The 25,098-nt window shown below is 57.3% G+C and carries 14 protein-coding genes; 5 read left to right on the forward strand and 9 right to left on the reverse strand.

The features are described 5' to 3' along the window. Positions 1-22: 22 nt before the first annotated feature. The 4 genes from SH139x_RS17915 to dnaK form a co-directional block, all read right to left on the reverse strand. Complete coding sequence (locus tag SH139x_RS17915; protein WP_488351145.1) at positions 23-613, reverse strand: HEAT repeat domain-containing protein; 591 nt, start codon at positions 611-613, stop codon at positions 23-25. Positions 614-643: 30 nt separating this feature from the next. Next, complete coding sequence (locus tag SH139x_RS17920; protein ID WP_488351146.1) at positions 644-1,564, reverse strand: DUF1559 family PulG-like putative transporter; 921 nt, start codon at positions 1,562-1,564, stop codon at positions 644-646. Positions 1,565-1,896: 332 nt separating this feature from the next. Then, entirely contained in the window at positions 1,897-4,596 is a 2,700-nt protein-coding gene (gene clpB, locus SH139x_RS17925; RefSeq protein WP_488351147.1) for an ATP-dependent chaperone ClpB, read from the reverse strand. 254 nt (positions 4,597-4,850) lie between these two features. After that, on the reverse strand, positions 4,851-6,776 hold the full coding sequence (gene dnaK / locus SH139x_RS17930) for a molecular chaperone DnaK (RefSeq protein ID WP_488351148.1): 1,926 nt from the start codon (positions 6,774-6,776) through the stop codon (positions 4,851-4,853). Between the two features lie 385 nt (positions 6,777-7,161). Between dnaK and pheA the strand changes: the two genes are divergently transcribed. Continuing rightward, entirely contained in the window at positions 7,162-8,268 is a 1,107-nt protein-coding gene (pheA, locus tag SH139x_RS17935; RefSeq protein ID WP_488351149.1) for a prephenate dehydratase, read from the forward strand. Between the two features lie 350 nt (positions 8,269-8,618). Here pheA and SH139x_RS17940 read toward each other — a convergent pair whose 3' ends face one another. The 3 genes from SH139x_RS17940 to pilM all read right to left on the reverse strand — a co-directional run bounded on the left by SH139x_RS17940 (position 8,619) and on the right by pilM (position 15,479). Next, positions 8,619-10,925 carry a hypothetical protein gene (locus SH139x_RS17940; RefSeq protein WP_488351150.1) on the reverse strand — a complete coding sequence of 769 codons (2,307 nt, stop codon included), beginning with the start codon at positions 10,923-10,925 and terminating at the stop codon, positions 8,619-8,621. 189 nt (positions 10,926-11,114) lie between these two features. Continuing rightward, the gene (locus SH139x_RS17945) at positions 11,115-13,085 is read right to left on the reverse strand and encodes a hypothetical protein (protein ID WP_488351151.1); all 1,971 of its coding nucleotides are present in this window, start codon (positions 13,083-13,085) and stop codon (positions 11,115-11,117) included. Between the two features lie 87 nt (positions 13,086-13,172). Then, the gene (gene pilM, locus SH139x_RS17950) at positions 13,173-15,479 is read right to left on the reverse strand and encodes a type IV pilus assembly protein PilM (RefSeq protein ID WP_488351152.1); all 2,307 of its coding nucleotides are present in this window, start codon (positions 15,477-15,479) and stop codon (positions 13,173-13,175) included. Between the two features lie 399 nt (positions 15,480-15,878). On the opposite strand from pilM, the gene SH139x_RS17955 reads away from it, so the two are divergent. Continuing rightward, positions 15,879-18,737: a hypothetical protein gene (locus SH139x_RS17955; RefSeq protein WP_488351153.1), complete on the forward strand. Its 2,859-nt coding sequence runs from the start codon at positions 15,879-15,881 to the stop codon at positions 18,735-18,737. Between the two features lie 42 nt (positions 18,738-18,779). On the opposite strand, the gene SH139x_RS17960 is transcribed toward SH139x_RS17955, so the two are convergent. Next, positions 18,780-20,132, reverse strand: coding sequence for an enolase C-terminal domain-like protein (locus SH139x_RS17960; protein WP_488351154.1), 1,353 nt, complete (start codon positions 20,130-20,132; stop codon positions 18,780-18,782). A 32-nt stretch (positions 20,133-20,164) separates the two neighbouring features. Beyond that, positions 20,165-20,797, reverse strand: a complete 633-nt coding sequence (locus SH139x_RS17965; protein WP_488351155.1) for a response regulator — start codon at positions 20,795-20,797, stop codon at positions 20,165-20,167. Between the two features lie 686 nt (positions 20,798-21,483). On the opposite strand from SH139x_RS17965, the gene SH139x_RS17970 reads away from it, so the two are divergent. From SH139x_RS17970 to SH139x_RS17980, 3 genes are all read left to right on the forward strand, one after another. After that, entirely contained in the window at positions 21,484-22,623 is a 1,140-nt protein-coding gene (locus SH139x_RS17970) for a Gfo/Idh/MocA family protein (protein WP_488351156.1), read from the forward strand. 189 nt (positions 22,624-22,812) lie between these two features. Next, positions 22,813-24,672 (forward strand): BBP7 family outer membrane beta-barrel protein, encoded by a 1,860-nt coding sequence (locus SH139x_RS17975; RefSeq protein WP_488351157.1) that lies wholly within the window; start codon positions 22,813-22,815, stop codon positions 24,670-24,672. A gap of 112 nt (positions 24,673-24,784) precedes the next feature. Next, entirely contained in the window at positions 24,785-25,096 is a 312-nt protein-coding gene (locus SH139x_RS17980; protein WP_488351158.1) for a PaaI family thioesterase, read from the forward strand. Positions 25,097-25,098: the final 2 nt, after the last annotated feature.

The following is a 25,098-nucleotide window of genomic DNA, read 5'->3' on the forward strand; positions in this document are numbered from 1 at the left end:
CGAATTGCCTGCTCGGCGCACGCTAGTCCAGAACATCTTCCAACGCTTCCAAAGCCGCTTCGCGAATCCTGACATTTCTGTGGTCACACATTTTTCGAAGCGCGGCGATCGTCTCCAGATGCTCTTCTCCCACGTCACCGAGCGACTTGAGCAGATAAACTTGGGTCTTAGCTTCGCTGGTTGGCAACACAGCGAGCATCGCGTCGCGAGCGGGCAGGGCTGCCTTGCCAGATTTTGCCAACGCTTTTGCTGCGTAGTATCTAATTTCCGGATCACTATCTTGAACGGTGCTTATCAACGCGGGGATTGCCTGTTCAGCGTGCTCCGCCATGCGCGAAATGGCCTTTGCTGAGCGATAACGGACGTCTCGATTGGAGTCCTCAAGGGCGATGATTATTGAATCGAGCGCGGCGGTTGCGGCGGGCCCTAGTTCTTCCAATCGCTTGGCAGCCTGATAACGTTCCCGCGCGTCGTCACTGGACAACTGGCGGCTCCAAGTGTCGACTGGATCAGCCTTAGCCAGATAGAATGCCAAGCCAGTTGTGGAGCCCAGAATCAGCGTGGCACACGCGAAGGCAATGACTCGATTATTCGAAAAAGCCGAACGATTCATTAGCTTTTCTCTTATGATAGATGGGATATGTTAGAAATCACCCAAGACTTGCCCGTCATGGATATCTCCCAAATGACGGAACGTTACCTCGTCGATGGTGTACGCGACCGATCGCGTAGAACCGTCGGTTAGAACAACTTGAAAGACGCCCGGATGTGACGAGCCGAAACGTCCGTCCCCGTCTCCCAGACCGATAAAGTCAGGCAGCGGCAGTTTGTCAGTTTGCCGAACTGTGTCGGAATTCCAACCTGCCGTGTAACCTTCGTTGTCATCCTCTTGCGGCTGGCCCAGTAAAGCCAAGTTCAAACGTTTGTCTCCCGCCAGCAAGGTGTTGCTGGTACCGTCAATCACGTCGCGGAACCTGCGGGGCCTCCAGCGGCGGATCACCCCACTGCCATTGCGATTGCTTGCTGCGTAATCGCAGAGCGCATGCTGGAGGGTTCCGCCGGTCACCGCCGGGACATACTGATCGGGCATGTTTATGGTTTGCATGCCTCTCCGCGAGGGACAAAAATATCCGCTGACCGGTTGGCCGATCGCCGTCTCTGGCCCCGCAGCCCAAGTGTTCGACTGTTCGAGGAAGGGCAACAATTGAAAGGCCCAGCCGGCACGCTGTGCTTCCCCAACTGCAGGCTGCCCATCGATATACCACGGTGGAGCGTTCCAATCCCAGCCTCCGCTGGGAAAGAAAGATTGCGTGTCGTGATGATTGTGAACAGCGAGGCCAATCTGCTTGAGGTTGTTTGCGCAGCTTATTCTTCGCACCGATTCCCGCGCCGCTTGCGCCGCAGGCAACAGCAGACCCACCAAGATCCCGATGATGGCGATCACGACTAATAGCTCGATCAAGGTAAAAGCCGTCCGTTGCCCGAGCGCGAATCGCTCGCGCATAGCCCAGCTCGCTGGCTTGAGTCGCTTCCAATTTTTCACAACAGCAATCGCCTGTGCCATCGGTCCCTCCAAGCTAGAAAAGCAAACGTGAGGGACTCACCGCAAGCAGAGATTGGCCTGCGGGGCCGATTCCTCACCACGCTAAGAAGAGCCGCAATGTGACCGTCAGACCGCCAGCAAAAACGAGGGAATCTGAAGATTTCTTCATTTTCGACCTGACGCGACGGCGAGTCGCTCTGCGGCAACAGCGTCTGAAACCTCCGTGCTGGGAGAGAAACACGGGCTGGCGAGCTGGGCCAGTTCAAAGAAGCTGGCTGATGAGTGAAGCCGGCTGATCAAAAGGGACGGGGTGAAGACGCAATTCGCCCCGTCCCTTGAGTTTTTCCGTCAGACTACAAGGCGACGGGCTGGCGTTCTTCGGTGGTTGCTTGGCGGAACACAAACTGTCCCTCCGCCGTATCGACGAGGATGGTTGCTCCTTCCGGATAGGTTGACTTGAGCAACTCCGTCGCCAGCGGATTTTGGATCTCACGCTGGATGACTCGCTTCAGCGGACGAGCACCGTACTGCGGATCGTAACCTTCGTTGGAAATCTGAGCGATTGCCTCTTCGCTGATCTGCAAATGCAAGCCGTTTTCCTCGAGTCGCTCGGCCAACTCTTTCAGTTGCAATTCGACAATCCGCCGAATTTGCTCGCGCTCCAAAGGTTTGAAGATAATTACGTCATCAATACGATTGAGGAATTCCGGTAAGAACTTGGCCTTCAGCGCCTCGTCCATGGCAGACCGCAATTCTTCATCAGAACCACCTTCCTGAGTAATCCTTTGAATCATTTGACTACCCACGTTGCTGGTCATCACGATGACGGTGTTGGTAAAATCGACCGTGCGACCATGACCATCGGTTAGGCGACCGTCATCAAGGACTTGCAACAAGATATTGAACACATCGGGATGGGCTTTTTCGGTCTCGTCCAGCAAGATCACTGAGTAAGGTCTTCGTCGGACCGCTTCGGTCAACTTGCCACCTTCCTCATAACCGACGTAGCCGGGAGGCGCACCGATCAGGCGAGCGACCGAGTGGCGCTCCATAAATTCACTCATGTCGACGCGAATCATCGCTTGTTCGTCGTCAAACATGATGTGGGCCAGTGCTTTACAAAGCTCCGTCTTACCGACGCCGGTGGGACCGAGGAACAGGAATGAACCGATCGGACGCTGCGGGTCTTGCAAACCACTGCGGCTGCGACGCACGGCGTTGGAGACCGCTTCGACCGCTTCGTCTTGTCCGATCACCCGCGTGTGCAAGCGTTGTTCCATGACCAGCAGCTTGGCTCGTTCGGTCTCCATCATGCGGCTGACCGGCACGCCAGTCCAGGCGCTGACCACTTCGGCGATCTCCTCCTCGGTCACGTCTTGACGGAGCAGTCGTCGCCCGTGCGGATGCGTTTCGGCATCGGTGGCGGAGGTCGCCTTTTCCTTTGCCACCGCATTCGCTTCGGCGTCGCGAGCTTCCAATCGGCCATGCAGTTGACGCCGCTGTTGGTCAAGTTCATAGAGACGTTGAAAGTCTGTTTCTTTGACCGGCTCACCGGCTGATTGCAGTTGGCGAATTTCCGATTCGAGCGTCTTGAATTCGTGCTCGGCGCGGTCGAGTTCGCGACGGATCGACTGACCGTCGTCCAACCCCATTTTTTCCGCCTCCCACTGTTCGCGGAGGGAAGCCAAGCTGCGTTTGAGTTCTTGCATTTCATGCTCGATCTCCGTGCGTCGTTCGACCGCCGAGCTCTCCTCTTCTTCGGCCAATTGACGATGAGCCAATTCCAACTGACGCAACCGTCTTTGCAGCTGATCGATCGGCTCGGGGACGCTTTCCTTTTCCATCGCCAACCGGCTGGCAGATTCATCGATCAAATCGATCGCTTTATCGGGCAGGAAGCGATCGGCAATGTAACGATGGGAGAGGTTGGCGGCGGCTACGATCGCACTATCGGTAATCCGCACACCGTGGTGGGCTTCATAGCGTGATTTCAAGCCGCGCAGAATTGCAATCGTATCCTCGACGTTCGGTTCACCCACGTAAACGGGTTGGAACCGACGTTCGAGGGCGGCATCTTTTTCAATGTGTTGACGATACTCGTCGAGCGTGGTGGCACCAATGCAGCGAAGGGCACCGCGAGCCAGTTCGGGCTTGAGCAGATTGGCCGCATCGGCAGACCCTTCGGCTTTACCCGCACCGACGACCAAGTGCAATTCATCGATAAACAGCACCACCTCACCGTTGCTATCCTTGACTTCACGAAGCACGGCTTTCAAACGTTCTTCGAAATCACCGCGAAATTTCGCCCCGGCAACGAGCGCGCCCATGTCGAGGGCAATGACTCGTTTGCCTTTGAGACTTTGCGGCACATCCCCCTCCACGATGCGCAAAGCCAGCCCCTCGGCGATTGCCGTTTTTCCAACCCCCGGCTGGCCAATCAATACCGGGTTATTTTTTGTTCGGCGGGACAGCACTTGGACGACGCGGCGAATCTCCGCATCACGGCCAATCACTGGATCCAATTTTCCCGCGGAAGCTAACGCTACCAAATCGACGCCATACTTCTGCAGGGCTTGGTATTTATCTTCAGCGTTTTGGTCAGTCACGCGGGCTGAGCCTCGCACATCCTTAAGGGCCAACAAGACATCATCTTTCCGCACGCCGAGCAGCTGCAGCAAGTTCTTGGCTTTGCTGTCGACTGCGGTCAATGCCAAGAACAAATGTTCGCTGCTGACAAATTCATCGTGCATCTGCTCGGCGGTCGTCGCGGCGGACTCGAACGTTTTTTGCAACGCGGGCCCCACTTGGGATTGGCGGCCGCCGGAAACGGTCGGTAACTTGCCAGTCTCGCTGGTTAGCATCTCTTGCAAGCGATCGACAGCGACACCCATCTTCTTCAGCAGCGCGTTGGCAATGCCTTCACTCTCGGCAACCAGCGCCACCAATAAGTGCAACGGATCAATTTCCTGGTTGCCCCGCTCGGTAGCCTGGGATTGGGCTTCGGCCACGGCAGCCTGGGCCTTGAGGGTAAGTTTATCAAATCGAAAAGCCATAATATTAGTACTCCTCCACCACCGAGAGCTCAGGAATTAACCAAACGTTCTTTACGTCAAACCGAAAGACTTCTGTCGAAGTGCTTAACCATCTCTGATAACTGGATGCGCATGAAAAAACCACATGGCCATCCGGCACCGACAAAGCGGAGCCGACACCGGACGTTCCAATGTGGTTTGAACGAATAAGCAACGATCGCCAGCGATTGCCGATTGCCGCCACTTAACTCGATTGTCGTGCTACTTGTCCTTGTCTACTTATCCTTGACCTCAAATTCCGCGTCGATGGCATCATCATCAGCGGCTTGGGCTGCCCCATCAGGCGACTCGCCGCCGGCGGTTGATGCACCCGCTTTTTCATAGAGCACTTTGCTGAACGCTTGCGACGCGGCTTCCAATTCGTCGGTCGCCGATTTGATCGCCGCCACGTCGTCGGTACCGACGGCCGCGTTGACCTTTTCGATCGCCTTCTGCATTGGCTCTTTGTCGCTGTCGGTCAGCTTCTCGTCGTTTTCGGTCATCGTCTTTTCCAACTGGTAAACCAATTGGCTGGCCTTGTTTCGCGCCTCGGCCAGTTCAAATTGCTTGCGGTCTTCCTCAGCATTTGCTTCGGCATCCTTCCGCATTTTTTCGATCTCAGCCTCGTCCAACGCGCCCGCCTCTTTGATCGTTACCGACGCCTCTTTGCCGGTCCCAAGTTCCTTGGCGGAAACATTGAGAATACCGTTTTGGTCGATATCGAATTTGACTTCGATTTGGGGAACGCCGCGCGGTTGGGCGGGAAGTCCTTCCAAGTTGAATTCACCGAGCAGTCGGTTGTGCGCGGCCATTTTGCGTTCGCCTTGGAAGACCCGCACAGTGACCGCAGTTTGGTTGTCAGCCGCCGTGCTGAATACGTTTTTCTTCTCCACCGGAATCGTGGTGTTACGTTCAACCAGCGGAGTCAACACGCCGCCCTCGGTTTCAATCCCAAGAGTTAGCGGATTCACGTCGAGCAGCAACACATCGGTACGATCGCCCGCCAGCACGCTGCCTTGAATCGCCGCGCCGATGGCCACCACTTCGTCGGGGTTAACCCCTTGGTGCGCTTCTTTGCCGAAGATCTGCTTGACGACTTCGCGAACTTTAGGAACACGCGTGCTACCTCCCACCAAAACAACTTCATCGATATCTTTGGGGTCGATCCCAGCGTCCTTGAGCGCTTGCATGACCGGGCCTTTACAACGATTTACCAAGTCATCGATCAGCTCTTCAAACTTGGACCGCGTGATCGACATCGTCAGGTGCTTGGGCCCCGATTGGTCCATCGTGATAAACGGCAAGTTCAAGTCGGTTTGCGGCAAGGAAGAAAGCTCTTTCTTGGCTTTCTCACAAGCTTCTTGCAAACGCTGCAGAGCCATCGGATCGTTACGCAAATCAATGGCGTTTTCGCGTTTGAATTCATCCGCCACATAATTAATCAAGGCTTCGTCAAAGTCGTCACCACCGAGGTGCGTATCACCACTGGTGCTGATCACTTGGAAGACGCGACTTTCGCTCTCTTCATCACCACTGTCAGCAACTTCCAAGACGGAGACGTCGAATGTTCCGCCACCCAAGTCAAAAACGACGATCTGCTCGTCCTTCTTTTTGTCGAGTCCATAAGCGAGTGCGGCGGCGGTCGGTTCGTTGATAATGCGAGCGACTTCGAGACCAGCAATTTGCCCCGCGTCCTTGGTCGCTTGCCGCTGGGCATCGTTGAAGTAAGCAGGGACGGTAATCACCGCCTTGTTGACTTTATGTCCCAGGTAGCTCTCCGCCGACTCCTTCAATTTGCGAAGGATTTTGGCTGCGATTTCTTGCGGAGTATATTCCGTGTCTCCAGCCTTGATCTTCACGTATTCATTGGCGGCTCCCGTCACGCCGTAGGGAACCATCTTCTCTTCAGATTCCACTTCGTTATGGCGACGGCCAATGAAACGTTTGGACGAATAGACGGTACGCTTGGGGTTGGTCACCGCTTGGCGGCGTGCCGGCTCTCCGACGATCGTCTCCCCTTTGTCGTTGAAAGCCACCACGCTGGGCGTCAGCCGATTGCCTTCCGCATTGGGTATCACCTTGGCTTCGCTGCCTTCCATGATTGAGACCACGCTGTTGGTGGTGCCCAAATCGATGCCGATAATCTTTTCACCTTGTGCCATTACTTACTCTCCTCTGCGGATTCGGACCTCGCCGGAACGTTAATGCCAATCATTTTTGATCTAGCTGTTTTCACCAATTTGCGTCGCTGCAGTCGGTTCATTGAACAACCCGAACGCGGGAAATCGAAATTCGCAAAGCCCGTGCCAGGAAAATCTGCCGCGTAGTTTTTCGTGCCCTAACTCATTTACTAATAGGGACTTGTGTGAGTAAACTTTTTTTGAAGATGGTTTAGCTCAAATTTTAGAGTCAAATTGACTGCCATTTTCGAGAGCCAGGTAAGGGGTGCCGAAAGCCGGTTTGTCAAATTGACAGCGGCAGCCCAAACTATCAATTGTTTGCGAACCACCACGCGATTCCCCACCAAGCGATTCCGGAGCAACTCCGTTGGCAAAAACTTCACGCACTTCGCGTTCCAACCGGTCTACTGAGACGCCACGCGTCACCCCGGCAACTCGCCGCAAACAGCTAGATCAACTCGATCGCCAACTCGTCAGCCTGCTCAACCAACGTGCGGCACTGGTGGCCGAAGATGCCGCCCAAGGCTCGCACACAGCGATCCTGGCGGCGCAACAGCGAACCAGCGAACTCGTCGCAGCGGTAAAGCCCCAGCCACCGGCAACAACCGCCGCGCTGCAAACTTTGATGCGGCACGTGGTCGGATTTTCCATGCTGGCGGTGACCAAGGGGCAAACTGCTTATTTAGGTCCCGAGTACAGCTACAGCCACTTGGCGGCAATTAAGTGCTTCGGGGATTCCCCCAACTTGGTGCCGGTGGCCTCGATCCCAGCCGTCTTTACCGCCATTGTCCGCAACGACTGCGTGACCGGTGTGGTCCCCATTGAGAACAGCACCGATGGCCGAGTGGTTGATACGCTAGGGATGTTTCTCAAACATCGGGTACGAATTTGCGGTGAAGTGTTGCTGCCGATTCACCACAACCTGCTGAGCCGAACCGCGCGGAGCGAAATCACCGAAGTCTACAGCAAACCGCAAGCCCTCTCACAATGTCGCGGTTGGTTAGCCCACAATCTGCCGATGGCGAAGCTCGTCGAGATGAGCAGCACAGCGGCCGCAGCCCAGTTGGCAGCCGAACGCGTGGGAGCTGCCGCTGTTGCCAGCCTCGAAGCGGGCAGCAAGTACGCGCTCGATATCGTGGCAGCCTCAATCGAGGACAACAAGTCGAACGTCACGCGTTTCGCCTTGCTGGGAAACCAGCCGACAACGCCCTCCGGTCGAGATAAGACAGCTATCTTGTTTCAAGTCTTACACGAACCAGGCGCTTTGGCCAGCGCCATGATGTTGTTCAAGAAAGCCGGGCTGAACCTGACCTGGATCGAGTCGTTTCCATTACCGGGCGCTCCCAACGAGTACCTATTCTTTATCGAACTCGAAGGGCATGAAACCGATCCGCCGTTGGCCGAGGTGATTGCCAAACTGCAGAAGCGTTCGCAGCGGTGCGAGATTCTTGGTTCTTACCCCCGCGCCTCTTAAACGAAACGCCTCTTAAACGAAACGCCTCTTAAACGAAAAAAGGCGAGGCCGGGCCCGAAAGCCCGACCTCGCCTCGCACGGGGGGTGAGATGTGGTTCATGAAGTGCGTCGTGTCAGTTCGTCTCGCCCCTTCGTATGAAAGAACAATAAGCCGCGAAGCGTGGACTTGCAGCATGAAATCGCCTTAACTGCTAATCTTTCCCCGCTTTGCCCAGAACACCAGACCGGCTGTGCGGATGATGACGATTACTGGGGAACAAAAACAGCCCGACCAATAGCTTGGCCGGGCTGTGATATTTTTGTCTGACTCAACACAAACCGCATTGAGCCGTACCGCTGGGGCGAATCGACTAACCTTCACCGCCTCCAGGATAGCCGGCCCCTCCCGGGAAGCCGCCAGGGCCACCGGCGCCTCCAGGATAGCCGCCATCGGCCGGATCAGGTTCTTCAGCCGCCGCCTCAGCCGCCTCTCGCTCGTCGGCAAAGCTATACATCCGGTACCGATCCATATCCTCGATCTCGCTGCGGACTTGCAGGTTGCCTTCCACGTCAAAGACCAGCACATAGCCTGGTTCGGTTAACTCCTCTTCGTCGTCATCAAGTTCCAATTCGCGACCGCCGAAAGCGTCTAAGACGATCGACTCCGCATTGACCAAAGCCTCGGAAGAAAGTTTGCGGATGTTTAACGTCAGCGGATCGATCAAGTTGGCCGCGTCGGTTTTGGCCAGCAGACCGCCGGGACGCGCTTCGAGCGGAACGATCAAATCGGTCCCCAAACGGCTGTCCCATTTCAGCGCCACGACTTCCGCCTTGGGAGGCGAGGAGGGGAACTCAATCATTTGACCACCGACTCGCCCACGACGAACATCGGCTGGATCTACGGGACCGGCAAACACGCGTTCGAGCGAAGGCAACATGGCCGGTTCGCTGGGAACGCTCCAGTCGCTCCAGAGTCGCGGATCGCGTTTCCCATCCTTAGCCTCAGCTTCCCGCTCTTTGGCAGCAATCCGCTCGTAAACTTCTGGGCTTAAGTAGCGTTTGGGAGGTTGCCGGGTGGGGAGTAAGGGGAAGTTAGGATCTTCCACGGCGACTCGCACCCGATAAACGTAACGACGGCCTGTTTTCGGCGCGTTGGCATTCTTGGGATCGGCAAAATCGTAACAGCGAACTTGCTTGTAGGTCGGAGCTGAAGCGCTGGAAACCATACCACCGCCGTAACCTCCCATGCCTCCCATGCCGCCACTGCCACTACCACCGCCGGGCCCCATACCGGGCATTCCGCCGCCGCCGGGCATCCCCGGCATCCCGCCTTCACCCATACCGCCGTAGCCACCTTCTCCCATGCCACCGTAACCGCCTTCACCGCCGGGATAACCTCCGGAACCACCGGGGTAGCCACCGCCAAAACCAGGAGGCCCGCCACCGAAGCTGGGCGGTCCGGCGGGACTATCGTCGTCGTCATCCTCGTCCGCAGGGTCGGTATTGCCGGTATCGGTTCCGCTTCCTTCGAGTTCCAGGATCGCGTCGCCCAGCGGCAAATCAGGATGCAGCGAAAACTTGGTGGTATCAACCAGCATCACCGGCGGAATAGGCAACGTCAGTTGTCGATCCGAGTAGATGCTGGGGGTGATATCGGCCGAGCTTCCAGCCCAACGCTTGAACTGCTTTTCGAAGTCCTTAAATGTGAAAGCCAACTTCCAATCGTCTTCGGTCAAGGCATCGACCGCCTTGTCGGTGACGTCAGCACGCTGCACTTCGAATTCCCAGTAAGTCGGCCGATCGCGTGCTGGATTGCTACCTTTGGCATTGAGGAAAGCCAGTTCGTAAGCTTCCACCAATTTGCGATGTTCCACCAACGCCGTGATGGCCAAGAATTGGCCCGTTTCGGGGACAATCTGCTCGCTCACGTCCTTGGGAATTTTCGAGGCATCAAAGCCGAGATTGTATTTTTTGTCGACGAGGCGAGTCGTGGAGTCGCTATTGCCAGACATGCCGCCCGGCCCCATACCACCGGACCCCATGCCGCCGGGGCCCATCGGTGAGCCACCCGGCCCCATGCCGCCAGGACCCATCGGCGTACCGCCGGAACCAACGCCGCCACTACCCAAACCGCCACCATCTTCACCATCGCCGCCACTCCCGTAGAAATTTCCCGTGTTACGATTGCGACGGTTGCGTTTCTTTTTCGGCTTCTTCTTTACCTCAAGAGGTTCCGCGTCTTCCAATTCACTGAGCGGGTACGTACGGGGGTCCTTGTAATCGATTGCCATCGAGGCCAACACACCGACAACATGCGGTTGCAGCGGCGGGGACATTTCCGGATCACCACGCCGCGTCCCCGATGACTTGCCCCGGTACTCCCAGGGCGAAGTGGTTTCGTAGGGACCAACCGGGATTGGCTGCTGGGACTTTTCCACCCGTTCACCGAAGTTGGTTGAAACCAAGCGGTCTTCCTTGATGTTATCCCAGTGATCATCATCGATGGACGACTTTACCGTTTGCGCCAGCTGTTGCAGGGCGTCAGGTTTTTGGGTGCCGAGATAATCATCCTGGCCCATTCCCATGTACAGAAAAAAGACGGACGCGGCAACGATTCCGCCGAAAGCGATTTTCTCGCCGTGCAGAGCCAAGAATCCCGGTGCGTTGTTTCCAGACATCGCTCTCTCCAATTATTCCCGTGTGAACCGCCCGCCAAGGGGTTGGGGGGCGGAAACCATTCATGTTTTGATCGGACCCGGTCCTCGGCCTCCGGTCATGCTCCTCAATCACTCAGTTTCAATTCGCTTCGCAGATTGACTTATACCCGTCTGCGATCGGTTGTCCCACCAGCATTAGGCCGCCAGGAATCAGTTATTCCCACTGGCGGGCGTGCCGGCTGGGTTGGGTGGCCCGCCGCCATTCGCCGCATCCCCAGGGGCACCGTTCGCACCTGGATTGCCAGCATCCGCAGGCCCGGGCACTCCAGCAGGCCCGGGCACTCCGCCAGGCCCGGGAGCCGGTGGACCACCCGCCGCCGGGGCACCTGATTGGTCCGGCAAACCGGGTGCCGCCGGTGTTGTCGGCGTGTTGCCTCCAGCATTCGGTGCGGCGGGGTTTGCTGGCGCGGTCGACCCGTTGTCGAGTCCAGGACCGGCCATCGCAGCGGAATCATCGCCTGCTGCGTCATCTCCGGGAACCTCGGACGGCACAATCGGACCACTGGATTGTTCGGAAGGCTCAGCCGGTACCGCTTCTCCGGCGAGCGTCTCGGTTTCGCCTTCGAGCGTTGTGTTTGCATCCACTTGTTCAATACCAAGCTTATCCATGTCGGGCGGATTGTAAACGTAAACGATTCCAAAAATTTCCACATCGACGTCATTAATGAATTCACCGCGGCCGCCTGCTCCGTAGCCTGCACCACCGCCGCTGCCTTCACCGCCGAGTCCACCACCCATGCCGCCCGGGCCCATGCCGCCTTCACCCATACCGCCGCCCATACCGCCGGGCCCCATACCCATGCCACCAGGACCCATGCCACCTCCGGAACCGGAGCCCATGCCACCGCCTGGTGCGGAGGGCTTCGCGTTCACACGCACTTGGCGGACTTCGACCATCAAGTCGGCATTTCCACAAGCGGCAACGAGCACCGGAATTCGCCGTTGATCAATCTTGACGTTAATGCGGACCGGAATCCGTTTGGCAACGGTCAAATAAGCATCCGAGGGGCTCGAACTCTGCATTGCCGAGCGCAACGTGGCGGCGTCTAACGGCTCGTAATCGACATTCACATATCGCATGTCGGCCGGGTCGACCGCCTCGGCCGCCTCGCCGCCAGCTCCACCGCTGCCGGACATGCCATCGCCCCCTTCACCGCCGTAATCAAAACTACCGGTGCTAAGGCCGGGACCGATCAGACCAGCATTTGAATCTCCGCCACCACCCATCGTTGCCGCTTTGCCAATGGCAATTTCATTGATCTGGCGAATCGTCGCTTGGAAAGGCTGCTTGGCATCTCCGTTAACTGTGGCGATGATTTCCATCAGCTGCCGAAGCACCCAGAGGTTTTCCTGTGAGTACAGCACGTCGAGTTCGTTGGGATCACTACCGCGCCAAGGAAACAGGTTCTGCATCAGCGAATCTTGGCTCTGCATGTCCCACCGCACCAACGGTGGATCCTCCAGCGGAGTTCCTGTTCCGCCTCCCATACCGCCGGGCCCCATGCCGCCAGGTGCGCCGCCAGGGTAGCCACCGCCATAACCGCCTTCATCACCACCCGGCATGCCAGGCATGCCACCGAGGCCCATGCCTCCGCCACCATAAGCACCCCCTTCTTTCGTAAAATCGGCGGTCCATTCGGCACCAGCAATTTCAGCGATGTCGGGCAACACTTTGCCAATGTAATCGCGGTAACGCGTCTTCAAGCCGAAGGGCACTTCTTTCTCGCGAGGGATCGGAAATTCAATGGTGAGCTCAATCGGCTCGAAATCTTTGAAGGCGTCCACAAAGTCCTGTTTCAGCTCTTCGACCGGCCATACCAACAGTCCCGTTTGCCGCTCATACTGCTTGGTCCAGCTGTCCGCCACGTCGGTCTTGAGGACTTCGATCAAGGCATCCATTTCTTGATTGGTTTTGTCATTGGGATGCGTCGACAGCTCCTGCTGGATTCTCTGCACCGAGCTGCGGGCGTTATCCAGGTCGCTGATGCGTTTATCACGATCGGCGGCCAAGCTGGAAGACGTCCAGAAGGCGATCCCCAAGGAACCGACGGCAGTGATACCGCAAAGGATCCAGAAGCCATATTTAATGACTCCAGAGAGTTGCTCTTTCAGCTGATCCATCGCTTTTGACCGTTCGAAAAGTAGACTAAAAAAGGTTATCGTGAAGACTCTTTGCCCGCGGCGGCAGCGCCCCGCGGCATCCGCTGGTTAACCGCCCATGGCAACACTATCACCATCGACGTTGGCTGCTTCCTCGGCTGCCTTCGCTTCGGCAGCAGCCTTTTCCGCAGCCGCTTTTTCTTCCAGTCTGGCAGAAAGGGGTTTGGGAGACCAGAAGAACTGCATCGTGAACGAAAACTTACGCACTTCGAGCGTTGGTTGCTTGGTGATGTCGTCCTCGTCATCATCTCCGTTGCCCGCACCGCCTGAGCCGGGATATCCGCCGCCGCTGCCAGGGTAACCACCTTCACCACCATCACCCATGCCGCCGAGCCCACCGCCCATACCTCCAGGGCCCATGCCGCCCATTCCACCAGGCCCACCGCCCATACCGCCGGGGCCCATGCCGCCCATTCCACCCATGCCGCCGCCATCGGGAGCTTCGTAATCGGGGTTCGGGACCTTGACCTCTTTGGGAGTCGGGTCGGACAGCATCACTGGATAAGTGACTCCCAGTTCCGCCATCGTAAACGTGGTGCTTCCCCCTTTGCCATCGGGTAGCTCAATTGCGCCTTCGAGCAATTTGTCGAGCAGCGTCCGGCGCACGTAAGCTCCACCCTCATCGCCAACATGCTTTTCGAGCGAGTTGTGATAGTGGTAGCCTCGCAGCGTGACCACCCAGCCAGGTCCGGTCGGGCCGGTCCGTTCTTCAAGATCCTCCGGCACCGGTTTGCCCGTCTTCCGCGACCAGTCACGAATTTCCCGCTTGTATGTCGCCAACAAGCGTTCGGTAAACCAATCCTCTTCCGCAGCTTCCACGCGAGTGGTGTCGATCGAAGTCAGGTAAATGTCATCACGCTCGTCCAGCGGCACATCCTTGACCGAGGGAACTTCGCCATCGATCAACGCTGTGCGAGGCAACGTTTCATGAATGGCACGGGTCAGTTCGAGCCACAGCAAACGCCGATCAACATTGCCGGAAACCTCCTCGCCAACCTTTTTCAAGAAGGCTAGGTCAGCCAATTTCTTGGTGTCGGCGCTCTTCTTACCATCACTGTAAGATTTCGCTTGTTGCGCAATGTCGGCGGCCGCCTTCCAAGACACTTCGGCAACTTTGTAATCCTCTTGAACCACTCGCCAACTGCTCTGCACCATGCCGTAGTAACCGGTCAAACCAATCAACAACGCGGCCACACCGGCCAGAGCCCAAGGCTTTTTGGCACGGATCAATCTCTCGGTAAGAATCTCCTGAGGCACCAAGCTGGTGGTCAAGGGACCACGACCCAGGCCTTGTAAGCAGAGCCCGTAACAGACCCCGTAAGTGTAGACATTGTCTTTGAACGCCGGGGCGCCAACGACTTCGCTCCCTCCCAGTCGCTCGAAACTTTCCAAGGTGTGCACGTCGTAACCGAGGTTTTTCCCCAAGTAGCCCGACATCCCCGGCAGCTTGACCGTGTTTCCGGCCAGTAACAACTGTTCGATTTTGGCTTTCTTGTTGATGCTCTGGAAAAAGCCAATCGAACGCTGGATTTCGGTGACCAAATCGTTGAACACCGGACGCATCGTTTGGATCACCAACTTGGGATCCTCGGCCTCACGCGTGTTCCGCTTGAGATGCTCCGCCTTGGAGAAGGTCAACTTGAGGTCTTTGGTCAGTTGCCGCGTAAAGTGGTTTCCGCCCAGCGGCATACTCCGCTGCCAAATCCGAAAACCGTTTGTCACGATCAAATCGGTAGTGTCGGTACCCAACGCCAAAATCACGCTCGAGGGCGGCGGATCGTCGGCGTCAAAGGTTTCCCCTTCGATGCGATCTTGCAGGCGGTCGTAGACAACCATGTTGTACAGCGCCAATGGAGCCAACTGGATGACGTCGACTTCCAAGCCCACATCATCGAATGGCTTCAACTGACGATAAGCCTGCTCGCGCTTCATCGCGAACAAACCAATCTCCGTCTCCAGCACGTATCCTTCTTCCACCGTGCTGCCGGGCATCATTTGGAAATCCCAAACGACGTCGTCTAGATCAAAAGGAATTTGCTGCCGCGCTTCGTATTTGACGATGTCGCCGATCTTCTTCTGCTCGACCGGTGGCGGCTTGAAAAACTTCGCCAGCCCCGTCTGACCGGGCACGCTAACGGCAATCCGGTCGCCACGCGTTTCGTTACGCTCAAGAAATTTCTCCAGCGCCTCGCGAATTAAAACTTCCGGTTCCGCTTCTGGCTGGCTGAGGATTTTCGGATACTCGATAAAATCAAAAGCATCGGCAACCACCTCATCCCCCTCGACGCGGCAACGCAACGCCTTGAGAGCCGATTGGCCAATTTCGATTCCCCAAACTGCAGTCGGGTTTGCCATGAGTATTGCAATTCCTCAATTCAGACCAAACTGCCTACAAATCAGTTCAGTCCAGGGTGCCATTCGTTAAAGACATCTCACCAAATTTTAGGAGCTGTCCAGCTAAGCGTCAGAGTAGAATCTATTGGGAAAGTCTCCCGCGCGAAACAATAGACGAGTTCCGGGGTTCCGCACTTCTTTGTTAATCTAATGACCCTGACCACATGCTGTCAAATTTTTCATCAAGCAATGAGCGGAAATTAACGAAACCTGACGGCCCCCAGCTGGACGCCCGAAATCACCGGCGGCCGGGGGCTCTTCAGGTAAACCCTTCCGGTCGTTGACAAAATCGATCAAAATCGTCGAATTCTCGCTGTTTGCTCCCAATTTTCCTGCCTCAAAACTCAATTGTCTTCGCTGATGCCCATCCCTCAGGAAATCTGCGTTCTCTTTCCCTGCCACACCTTGGAAGACTTTCCTACGCATTTGCGTGACGAAGCGGCCGAGGGAATTTTGGCAGCCTGGACAGCTCCCTGGCATCCCAGCATCCTGGCTGCCGTCGGCGAAGTCCCCACTTGGCACCGCGCCGACACGCCACCGGTGGAACTCGATCAACGCCTGTTGCTGATTCCTGATGCTTCCACCAGCCGCTTGCCAAGCGATCTCGTCCAACGCGTGGGGGACGCAGTCGATTGCGAACAGATCAGCGTAACAAGCCGTCAGGCGACGACCAAGCAAATTCTGGCCTATCTGGAGCGGAACGGGGACGATCGGTCAGTTCATTCCGATTCTGCTCACGATTCTGTTCACGAAGCGGCCGCCAACCAACAGGTTGAGAGCGAAGATTTCTTTGCTCTGGGTTACGCCACGCTGCAAATTCAAATCATGACTCGCAAGCTGCGCTACAGCAGCAATCTTGATTTGGTGACCTTTTCCGAGCACGTGATCGCCGCCGCGAGGGCTTGGCAAGACCAAGATCAAACCGTTGCCAGCGAGCGTTTGCAGGCCGCTTTCGATCTGCTCGGCGAAGAACGCGACCATTATTTTTCCAGCGATCCACAATTGATCGATCTGGTGCTGGTCGCGCCCTCAACGGTGGGCGAGGGTTTATTGAACACGTTGGCAGGCGAGGCCCCCCTGAATCTCCTGCTCAGTGCGGAAACGGCCGAGTTAATCGCCGCGGAGCAGCCGCAGATTGTCGAGCGGATCAAGCAACGTTTGGAACAGGGCACGTTGTGCATCGCGGGTGGTTGCCCCAATGATGAAGACCGGCTGGACCTGCTCGGGGCGGCTGAGATCGGCGACTGGTTGAACTCGGCCGTCGCACGCACGGCGACCGCCCTGGGATCGGCTCCCCGCGTATTCGGGCGACTGGGCGGGGGCATTCCGGGCGATTTGCCTCCTTGGCTCAACAACGCCGCGATGGTCGGCGCGATCACGAATGATTTTTACGCCGGCATTGGTTCGCAGGGCGAAGCCAAAATGCTGTGGCAATCAGGTGGGGCTGAGATCGAAGCGCTGACGGCCAAACCACTCGATACCAACCAGCCGCATTCGTTTCTGGGAATTGGCCCGCGGCTGGGCGAAGCGGCAGACAGTGGCCAAGTCGCCGCCGTGATGCTGGTCCGTTGGCCGGGGACCGATAGTGATTGGCTGCAATTGATCCGCCGTACCACTCGCTTTACGCCCTCCCTGGGACACCTCTGGAAGCTGGACGATTTTTTCACCCGTGGCGAACGCCCTTATCATTCCTGCACCCTGCCGGCGGTACAGGGCGATGGCCAATGGCTGGAACAACAAGTAGCTGCCGGAGCGCAAAATCCGCTCAGCAGGACTGCGGAAAAGCAACAACTGGCCATCCGTCGCGAAGCCACCCAAGCCTGCCTGGCGCTCGCGAATCTGCTCAGCCCGACGATGCATTCCGAGCAGGCGAATATTGCCGAGCGGGCATCACGCGACCACGAAACGCCTTGCCAGCTCACGGCCGCCAGCCGTCAACTGGCCACGGCGCTCGGCTTTGAAGCTTGCCGCACACCGCACGCGAGCCCCAGCGATAGCCATCAATTGACCGCCACTTCGGCCGTCGTGCTGAATCCCTTCTCCGGTGCAGCCCGCGCTCAATTAAGACTCGTGGGGCCTCCTCCACTGGAGAAAACTCCCGGGCTCTACGGTGCCAACAAACAAGCCGCTAACTGCGACGTGACGCTGGACGTCCCCGGCAATGGATTTGCCTCGCTGACCGCCGGCCCCAGCGGCAGTTCCGGATCGGACGCGACCAAGAAAGGATTCATGGGATTCTTTTCCAAGTCCAAATCGTTGGTGGTGGGGCAATCCTTGACGAATGAATTTCTGGACGTGGCGATCCACCCGCAAACCGGTGCCGTCGCTGCGGTCCATGCCGGCGCGCAGCGAGGGAATCGGTTCTCCTGGCAATTGGCTTATTACAATCAAGCCGGTCCCGAGGATGGTTACTCGAGGATGGTGTGCCAGCGCCTGAAAACCGTCGAGTCAAATCTAGCCCGGGGAGCGATCGAGGCGAGCGGCCAGTTGGTGGTTAGCAAACAACCAGTTGCCGATTACAAAATCACTTATCGACTCGACCGCGGCTCGCGCTGGCTCGATATCGAAATCGAACTCGAGGGCGATCAAGCGACGCTAGCCGGACTCAGTGATTCGCCTTGGCAAAACTACTTCGCCGGACGAGCCGCCTGGGCATCCGCTGCGCTTTCGATTCGCCCCCTGGTCCGCGACAAACGCCATCGCACCAAAGGTCGCCGCTTGGAAGCGCCGCTGGGGGTGGTGATCGATGAGGGGGATCGCAAACTGCAAGTCTGCAGTCATGGATTGCCAGCCCATCGCCGCATCGGTAGCGAACGACTCGACTCGCTGTTGATCACTCGCGGCGAACAGACCAAGCGTTTTCAATTAGCGTACGGCTTTGATGTGAAAGCCCCACTGCGCGCCGTCCGACAAAAAATGTTGCCGCCCTTGGTCGTGCCGCTGGACCGCCTGACCGCCGAAGCGGCTCGCGGTTGGCTCTGCGATATCGATTCCCGGCAAGTGATTGCAATCGATTGGGAGGCCAGCGACGCCAAGCGGTTGCGGATGACGCTGGTGGAAACCACCGGCCAGCCCGTGAAGACTCGCTTGCAGCTGTTTCAAGACATAGTTGCTTGCCGCCGCTTGCATGACGACTTGCAGCTCAAAGTCGACAACGGCGCGGCGATCATCCCGCTGGCTGGGCACGAAGTGGTGCGGTTGGAACTGACGATCGCCTGAGCGGAACTGTAACCCCATTGAGATCAGGCAACGCGAGTCGCGTTAATAACCCAGTCCCGGACCGTTCAGCAGACGCGTCGGAAGTCTGCCGTTGCTGACCTCAAACATGCCGGGGAAATTCTGCTCCCAGCCCAAGTTGCCGGCCGGGCAGTATTGGCGACCATTGCCTTCGATCGCCGCGGCACCGGGAAGATGCGCAGTCAGTGCGGCGGAGTGTAGGAATGACGCGCCGATGCAGGTTAAATCTTGGACACACAAGTACATCTCGTGGAATTGGGCGGCGGCGGCCATTAGCAAAGCTTCCGCGTGCCCCTTGCAAGCTTTAATGGCCACGCCGCTATAGCCCTGGTCGCGAGCCAGCAACAGGCTTTCATAATCGACCAGCGACTCGTCGATCACCACCGGCAATCGCTCGGCAACACGATGCATCGTATTTTGCGGATGAGATTTAAGGTCGCGATGGGTCGGCTGTTCGATATAGCGAATTCGCTCGTGTGCTGCCGTGGCGTCGGTCGCTAAGCGATCAAGTAGCCGCAGCACGTACGCCTCGTTTTGGCAACGTTCGTTAAAGTCGAGCGAGTAGGACCAGTCGGCATGCGGACCACGGGGGCCCGCCTCCGCACAGTGGTTGATGGCGGCGACACGCTGGAAATCCCACTCGGGATCAGCCCCATCGAGCTTGATCTTTAGATGGGTCAGTCCGTCACGAGCAATCCACTGCTCCAGCGTTTCGGGAAGACCATCTTTGAGCGGTTGGAGTTCATCGAGTTGGTCGAGCGGATCGAGCGCGCCGACGAGATGGTACAGCGGCATCTCAGCGGCTGGTTCCGTCGCGATGAATTCGTGAAGCTGGCGACCGGCGAATGAGGGGCCGAGAAACCGACTCAGGTCTCCGGATAGATGCTCGGGGCCCAACAGGGCAAAGCTGCTCTTGCCCAACGCTTTACCGTGAGCGTCGAAAAGGGCCGCTTCCAGCGGACTGGCTGCCAGCAAGATCGCCAGTTCCGGAATCGCCTCGGGACATTGCTGTTCTTCCCGCAATTGCTCAGCGATCCCCCCGCGTCGCTTGGCCAATTCCCAACAGACGTCGAGCGGATGCCCCGTGACGGGATGTTGGTTGGCGTCGGCGACGAGGCGGCGAGCCAGTTCCAAGACGATTTCCAGCGTTTCCGCGGCGTCGAGCGACTTGGCTGGCCAAGCCCAGGCGACCCCCATCGTCATCGCACCAAAACCTACGGCAGTCTGACCACTGCCGAGCGATGCGTGACAACTGACGCTCGCCAGCGTGCAATCAGTAACGACTCGTCCCCCAAACTTCATGGGAGAGCGGTAAGCAAACTGTTGGCTGCTGAATTCCAAATTATAGGAATGCAGATCGCTTGATTGCTTGTCCACTGCGCGAGTCGTCCCTGAATGACGTTCCTAAATTAGACCAACTTCTTGCGAACGGCCCAGACGGCCGCTTGAGTCCGATCGGTGACACCGATCTTCCGCAAGATGTGCTGGACGTGCTCCTTGACCGTCTCATAACTGATCGACAACGCTTTGGCAATCTCCTTGTTGGTCAATCCCAATGCCATCTGCCGCAACACTTCGCTCTCCCGCTGAGTCAGCGGGACTTCAATGTCGGCCGAAAGCCGTGGTGTGGCCAAAGCGCCAGTGACTCTTCGGAGCTCTTCCCGCGTCCACGCGGAACCGCCGGTACCGACGGTCTCCAAGGCGGCGATCAGTTTTTCGCTCGGCGCGTCCTTGAGGACGTAGCCGCCAGCACCCAAAGCTACCGCTCGGGCTACATAAGTCGGGTTGTCATAGGCTGAGTAGATCAACACCGGTAATTCAGGGTGGTCAAGCTTGATCCGGCCTAGGGTATTCAGCCCGTCGCCACCTTCCATCCGAATGTCCAACAGCAAGACGTCCGGCTTTAACTCAGCGACCTGCTCGGCAACCGTTGCCGCACTCGCTGATTGACCGCAGATTTCCACCTGCGTTCCTTGGAAGATTGACGTCAGCCCCAGGCGCACCACCTCGTGGTCATCGACCACAAAGACACGAATCGACATATTTTATTTTCTCTCCCAGTGAACTTCCGACCAGCGTACCTAATCGAGTTCAGTCGTAATGTCGGGTGATCGCTGAACAACCAATACAAGCGGTTCGCCCCAAACTCACCCTAAGTGACTAATAGAAACACTACTCTTTTTTCAATGCAAAAGTGAGTGAAAATACTCAGATTGAATAATTTCGCAATTTCGCAATGACTTTGTGCTCGCGACAACTCGTTGCCACGAAACTACTTAACTCGAGCCCGCCAGGCAAATCAACATGGCAGACATGTGAACTCGCCAACCCCGCATCCTTCAGGAAGGGTGACTCAACTCCCCCTGTGATAAATGCCCGTTCACAGGAAGCAACCGCCACCACTGCCTATCTGGATGCCCCTCATTGGCGAATTTCACGTAACGCAACTAGTGTGCCAAGGCGACTTCCTTGCTGCGGATGCAATCAATTTGATTAAGTTGATCAAATTGACGACATTTACTTTTACCGTAACTCGCCCCCCGTTGCTAGTCCACGTAAACCAAGGGCGGGTAAATCAGTCACCGCCAGCTGGGGCGGATGGCGGTAGTGGCATAAAGGAAAGGGGTTTTGTGATTTATTTCTGGGGCTTGTAAAACTTTGGGTGTGTGTCATTTTCCCATGATCAGCCGCACCCATTTTCCCCTCGACTTTTTCCGACCAGCAGCACATGTCAGAACCAACTAGTTGCCACGCAGAGTCCGATGACCGTCAACAAGCGAGCAGCAATCCTGCCTTGGCACATCCGGGGGTGCATATTCATTACGAGCCTGACACAATTGCGCAACCGTCACCAGAGATTATTCTGATTGGTTGCGGTGGGATCGCGCGGCATCACTTGCAGGCTTATCGGGATGCCGGTTTAGAGGTTACCGGTTTGGTGGACGTGAATGCTGACGCGGCCGAGCAGATGCGGGCAAATTATTATCCGGCTGCGAGAGTATTCACTGATTTCCGGCAATGTTTGCTGGCCCTCGACGCGCCACTCATTGATATCGCCACCCATCCAGCGGTCCGCACGGAAATTACTCGCGAATGCCTGCTGGCCGGGCGGCACGTGCTTAGCCAAAAACCGTTTGTGCTCGATCTGGACGTGGGCCAAGAGTTGGTCGAATTAGCCGACCGACAGGGGGTCATTTTGGCTGTCAACCAAAATGGCCGCTGGGCTCCGCATTTCAGTTATCTGCGAGCGGCCACGGCGGCCGGATTACTCGGGCAGACCTTTGCGGTGCGGATGAGTTGTGACTGGGACCACACTTGGGTCAAGGGCACAGCCTTCGAGCATATCCGCGAATTGATCCTCTACGACTATGCAATTCACTGGTTTGACATGGTGCGTTGCTTGTTGCCGCATTCCGAGGCGTTGCGAGTGTACGCTTCCTCGGGTCGCACGCCACATCAGGAAATTATGCCAAATTTGCTCGGCCAAGTGCTGGTCGAGTTTGACAACGCCCAGGCCTCGATGACCTTTGACGCGATGGTCAAGCACGCTCCCGAAGAGCGAACTTACGTCGCCGGAACCGCAGGCGTCGTGGTCAGCAGCGGCAGCGGCAACCAGGACCAGCACGTCACCTTGACCACCGATCAGGGCAGTTATCAGCCGCAACTGTCCGGTCGCTGGTTTCCCGACGGCTTTCGCGGCACGATGTGCGAGCTGATCTCCAGCATCGCCGAGGGGCGTCCCTGCCAAATCGCCGCCGAGGATAACCTCAAAAGTTTGGCACTCTGCTTTGCGGCTATCCAGAGCGCTCGCTCGGGCCAGCCTGTCAGGCCGGGAGAAGTGCGGAAATTGCCCGCAGATGCGACCTAGGTGTTAAAATTTACCAGGTTTACTCAACCGGAACGACTGGCATAACCGATGCAACCCTTAGCGGCTGATGTTCCGTCGGTCGTGCCGCGTGTGCAACTTCGCGCGGCTGTTGGTTAATGCGGCTGTTAGTCAATTGGCCCTCCCAGATTCCAGGGCCCCAAATTTGGGCCAACCAAGACCGGGTGAAACATGAATCGCGATCCACAGATGGGTCCACAGCCTCGAGCGTGGGCCAACCGCAGGTGTGTTATTGAACTGCGAAACGTCGGGCTACAGGTCCATTCCGGGGGCAGTCGCAACAGCGGCGGTTCGCGTCTTCCGCGGGCTCGTTTTTTCGCCCCCGGCCGGTTGATCAAGTGCCTGCTTGCCACGACTCTGCTCTGCGGCCAAGTGGCGTTGGGGCAATCCCCAGAGTCAACAGCTGCGGCTGCAGCAGCGGGACAAGGTTCGCTACAGGGCCAGCGGCGTGTTTACCAGCCTCCCAAGCTGATTCCAATCAAAGGCAAACGGCAAAACCCGGCGGGGGGCCAGCCAAATGGCGTCCAGGTCTTGGACCACGGGTCTGCCGCTCCCGCCGCCGAAGCTAATGATCACGTGTCAGCAGATTACACCCGCGATGCGCGGGTTGAAAATTTGGTTCCGGCGGTAGTGACTGTTGCTTATCCGCAGCAAGATGACGCGACCGACAGCGGGCCGACCGCCGCCGCGGCGCCAACTGCCGACGCTTCGCCGCAAGCGGTTCAGGGGGGCCAGCCACGGTTGTTGCCACCCCAACCAATGCCGATGCTGCATCCGAGCGACAGCGAGCATTATCACATGGGAACTCACTCCTATGGCTCGATGTCTGGTTTGCCCGGTGGCGGTGGCGGCTGCGACAGCTGGGCTGGTGGTTGTGACTCAGCAGGTTGTGGTTCAGCAGGTTGTGGTTCCGGAAACTTCAGCGGTCTGCTGGGTAATTTTTTCATGGGCAATTCCGCTTGCGGTGGTTGCGACAGCCCGGGAGTTTGCGGAGGCAATTGCCGGATCGGATTATTAGCACCGCATTTCTTTCAGTCGCAACGCTGGTTCGGCAGTGCGGAATGGATTATGTGGTTTCGTCGCGGGCAAGATCTGCCGGCGTTGGCCGTCGATGGTGGCGGCGCGTCGCTGTTTGGCGGCGGAGGTCGCTTGGGTGAGGATGGCGAATCGGGCGCTCGCTTCACCGTCGGGATGTGGTTGGATCCGAGGAAGAATCAGAGCCTGGTTGGCAGAATGTGGGGAGCCGGTGAGGAGAGCTTCGGCTTTGGCGCCACCCGCGCCACTCAAGCGAACGTGGCGATCCCCTTCACGGATGAAACGGGGACCGCGGGGCTGTTCCAGATCATTGACGACACGCCAATCGGTGCCAACGAATTTCTCAATATCAATTTTCAGTCGGAAGCCTTCGGAGCCGATCTTTCCTTGCGTCAACGGATGGTCAGCGGATTGGGTGGCCGGATTGACTTTATGTACGGCTATCAGTTCTTCCGGCTCAACGAGTCGTTGACCATGCGGAGTCAAGCGGTATCGTTGGTGCCTCCTCCGCAAACCACGACCTCAATCGTCGATACCTTCGATGTTAGCAATGAATTTCACGGCGGCAACGTTGGCTTGGCAATGCATTATCGTGAGCGGCGATGGTCATTTAACGGGCTCTTCAAGGTCGGCATCGGTGCCATCAACCGGCAGGCCGATCTGCGCTTCTCTGGTACCGACGCGGTGCAGGGTGGCGGAGTTACCCCCACCGGCGAAGGCTATCTGATTAATGCGGCCAACGCTGGCTCCGGCAACGATAGCACGTTTGCTGTGATCCCCGAAATCAGCCTCGGGTTGGGATACCAGCTGAATCGTCATACGGACTTTACCTTTGGTTACAATTACCTCATGGTGAGCGATGTCTTGCAAGTTGACGGGGCGATCAACACGACCGTGGATATCACCAACAATCCGCCGACCGCTCCGACACGCAACTTTTCATTCGGTGACTATTGGATGCATGGCGTCCACGTGGGAGTGAACTTCAATTACTGATCCATTTGCCGACGCGCCGATATCCAAGCTAGTTGGATTTAGAGTTTTACCACCGGAAGCGGAACCGCACAGCGATGCTGGCGGTTCAGCGGTTCAGCAAGTGGGCCAAGCGGTGGTCGTGATCGATTGCGACCAACAGCATCATAATCCGATGGGGCGGGTCCACGGAGGCTTGATCGCGGCGCTCGCTGATGCGGCAATGGGGATTGCTTTTGGCCGCACCCTCTCGGAAGGCCAAGGCTTTTCCACGATCGAGATGAAGGTCAACTTCATTCGCCCGGTAACCGAGGGACGACTCGAAGCCCGCGCCCAAGTTATCGAGCGGGGGTTGCGAGTGGGCTTTGTGGACTGCACCGTGTTCGGCGCGCGAGGCAAACGAATCGCCACGGCGACCAGCACCTGTACCGTGATTTCCCTGGTCTAGCT

Source organism: Kothea flammea (assembly GCF_052161645.1).
GTDB lineage: Bacteria > Planctomycetota > Planctomycetia > Pirellulales > Pirellulaceae > Laterigemmans.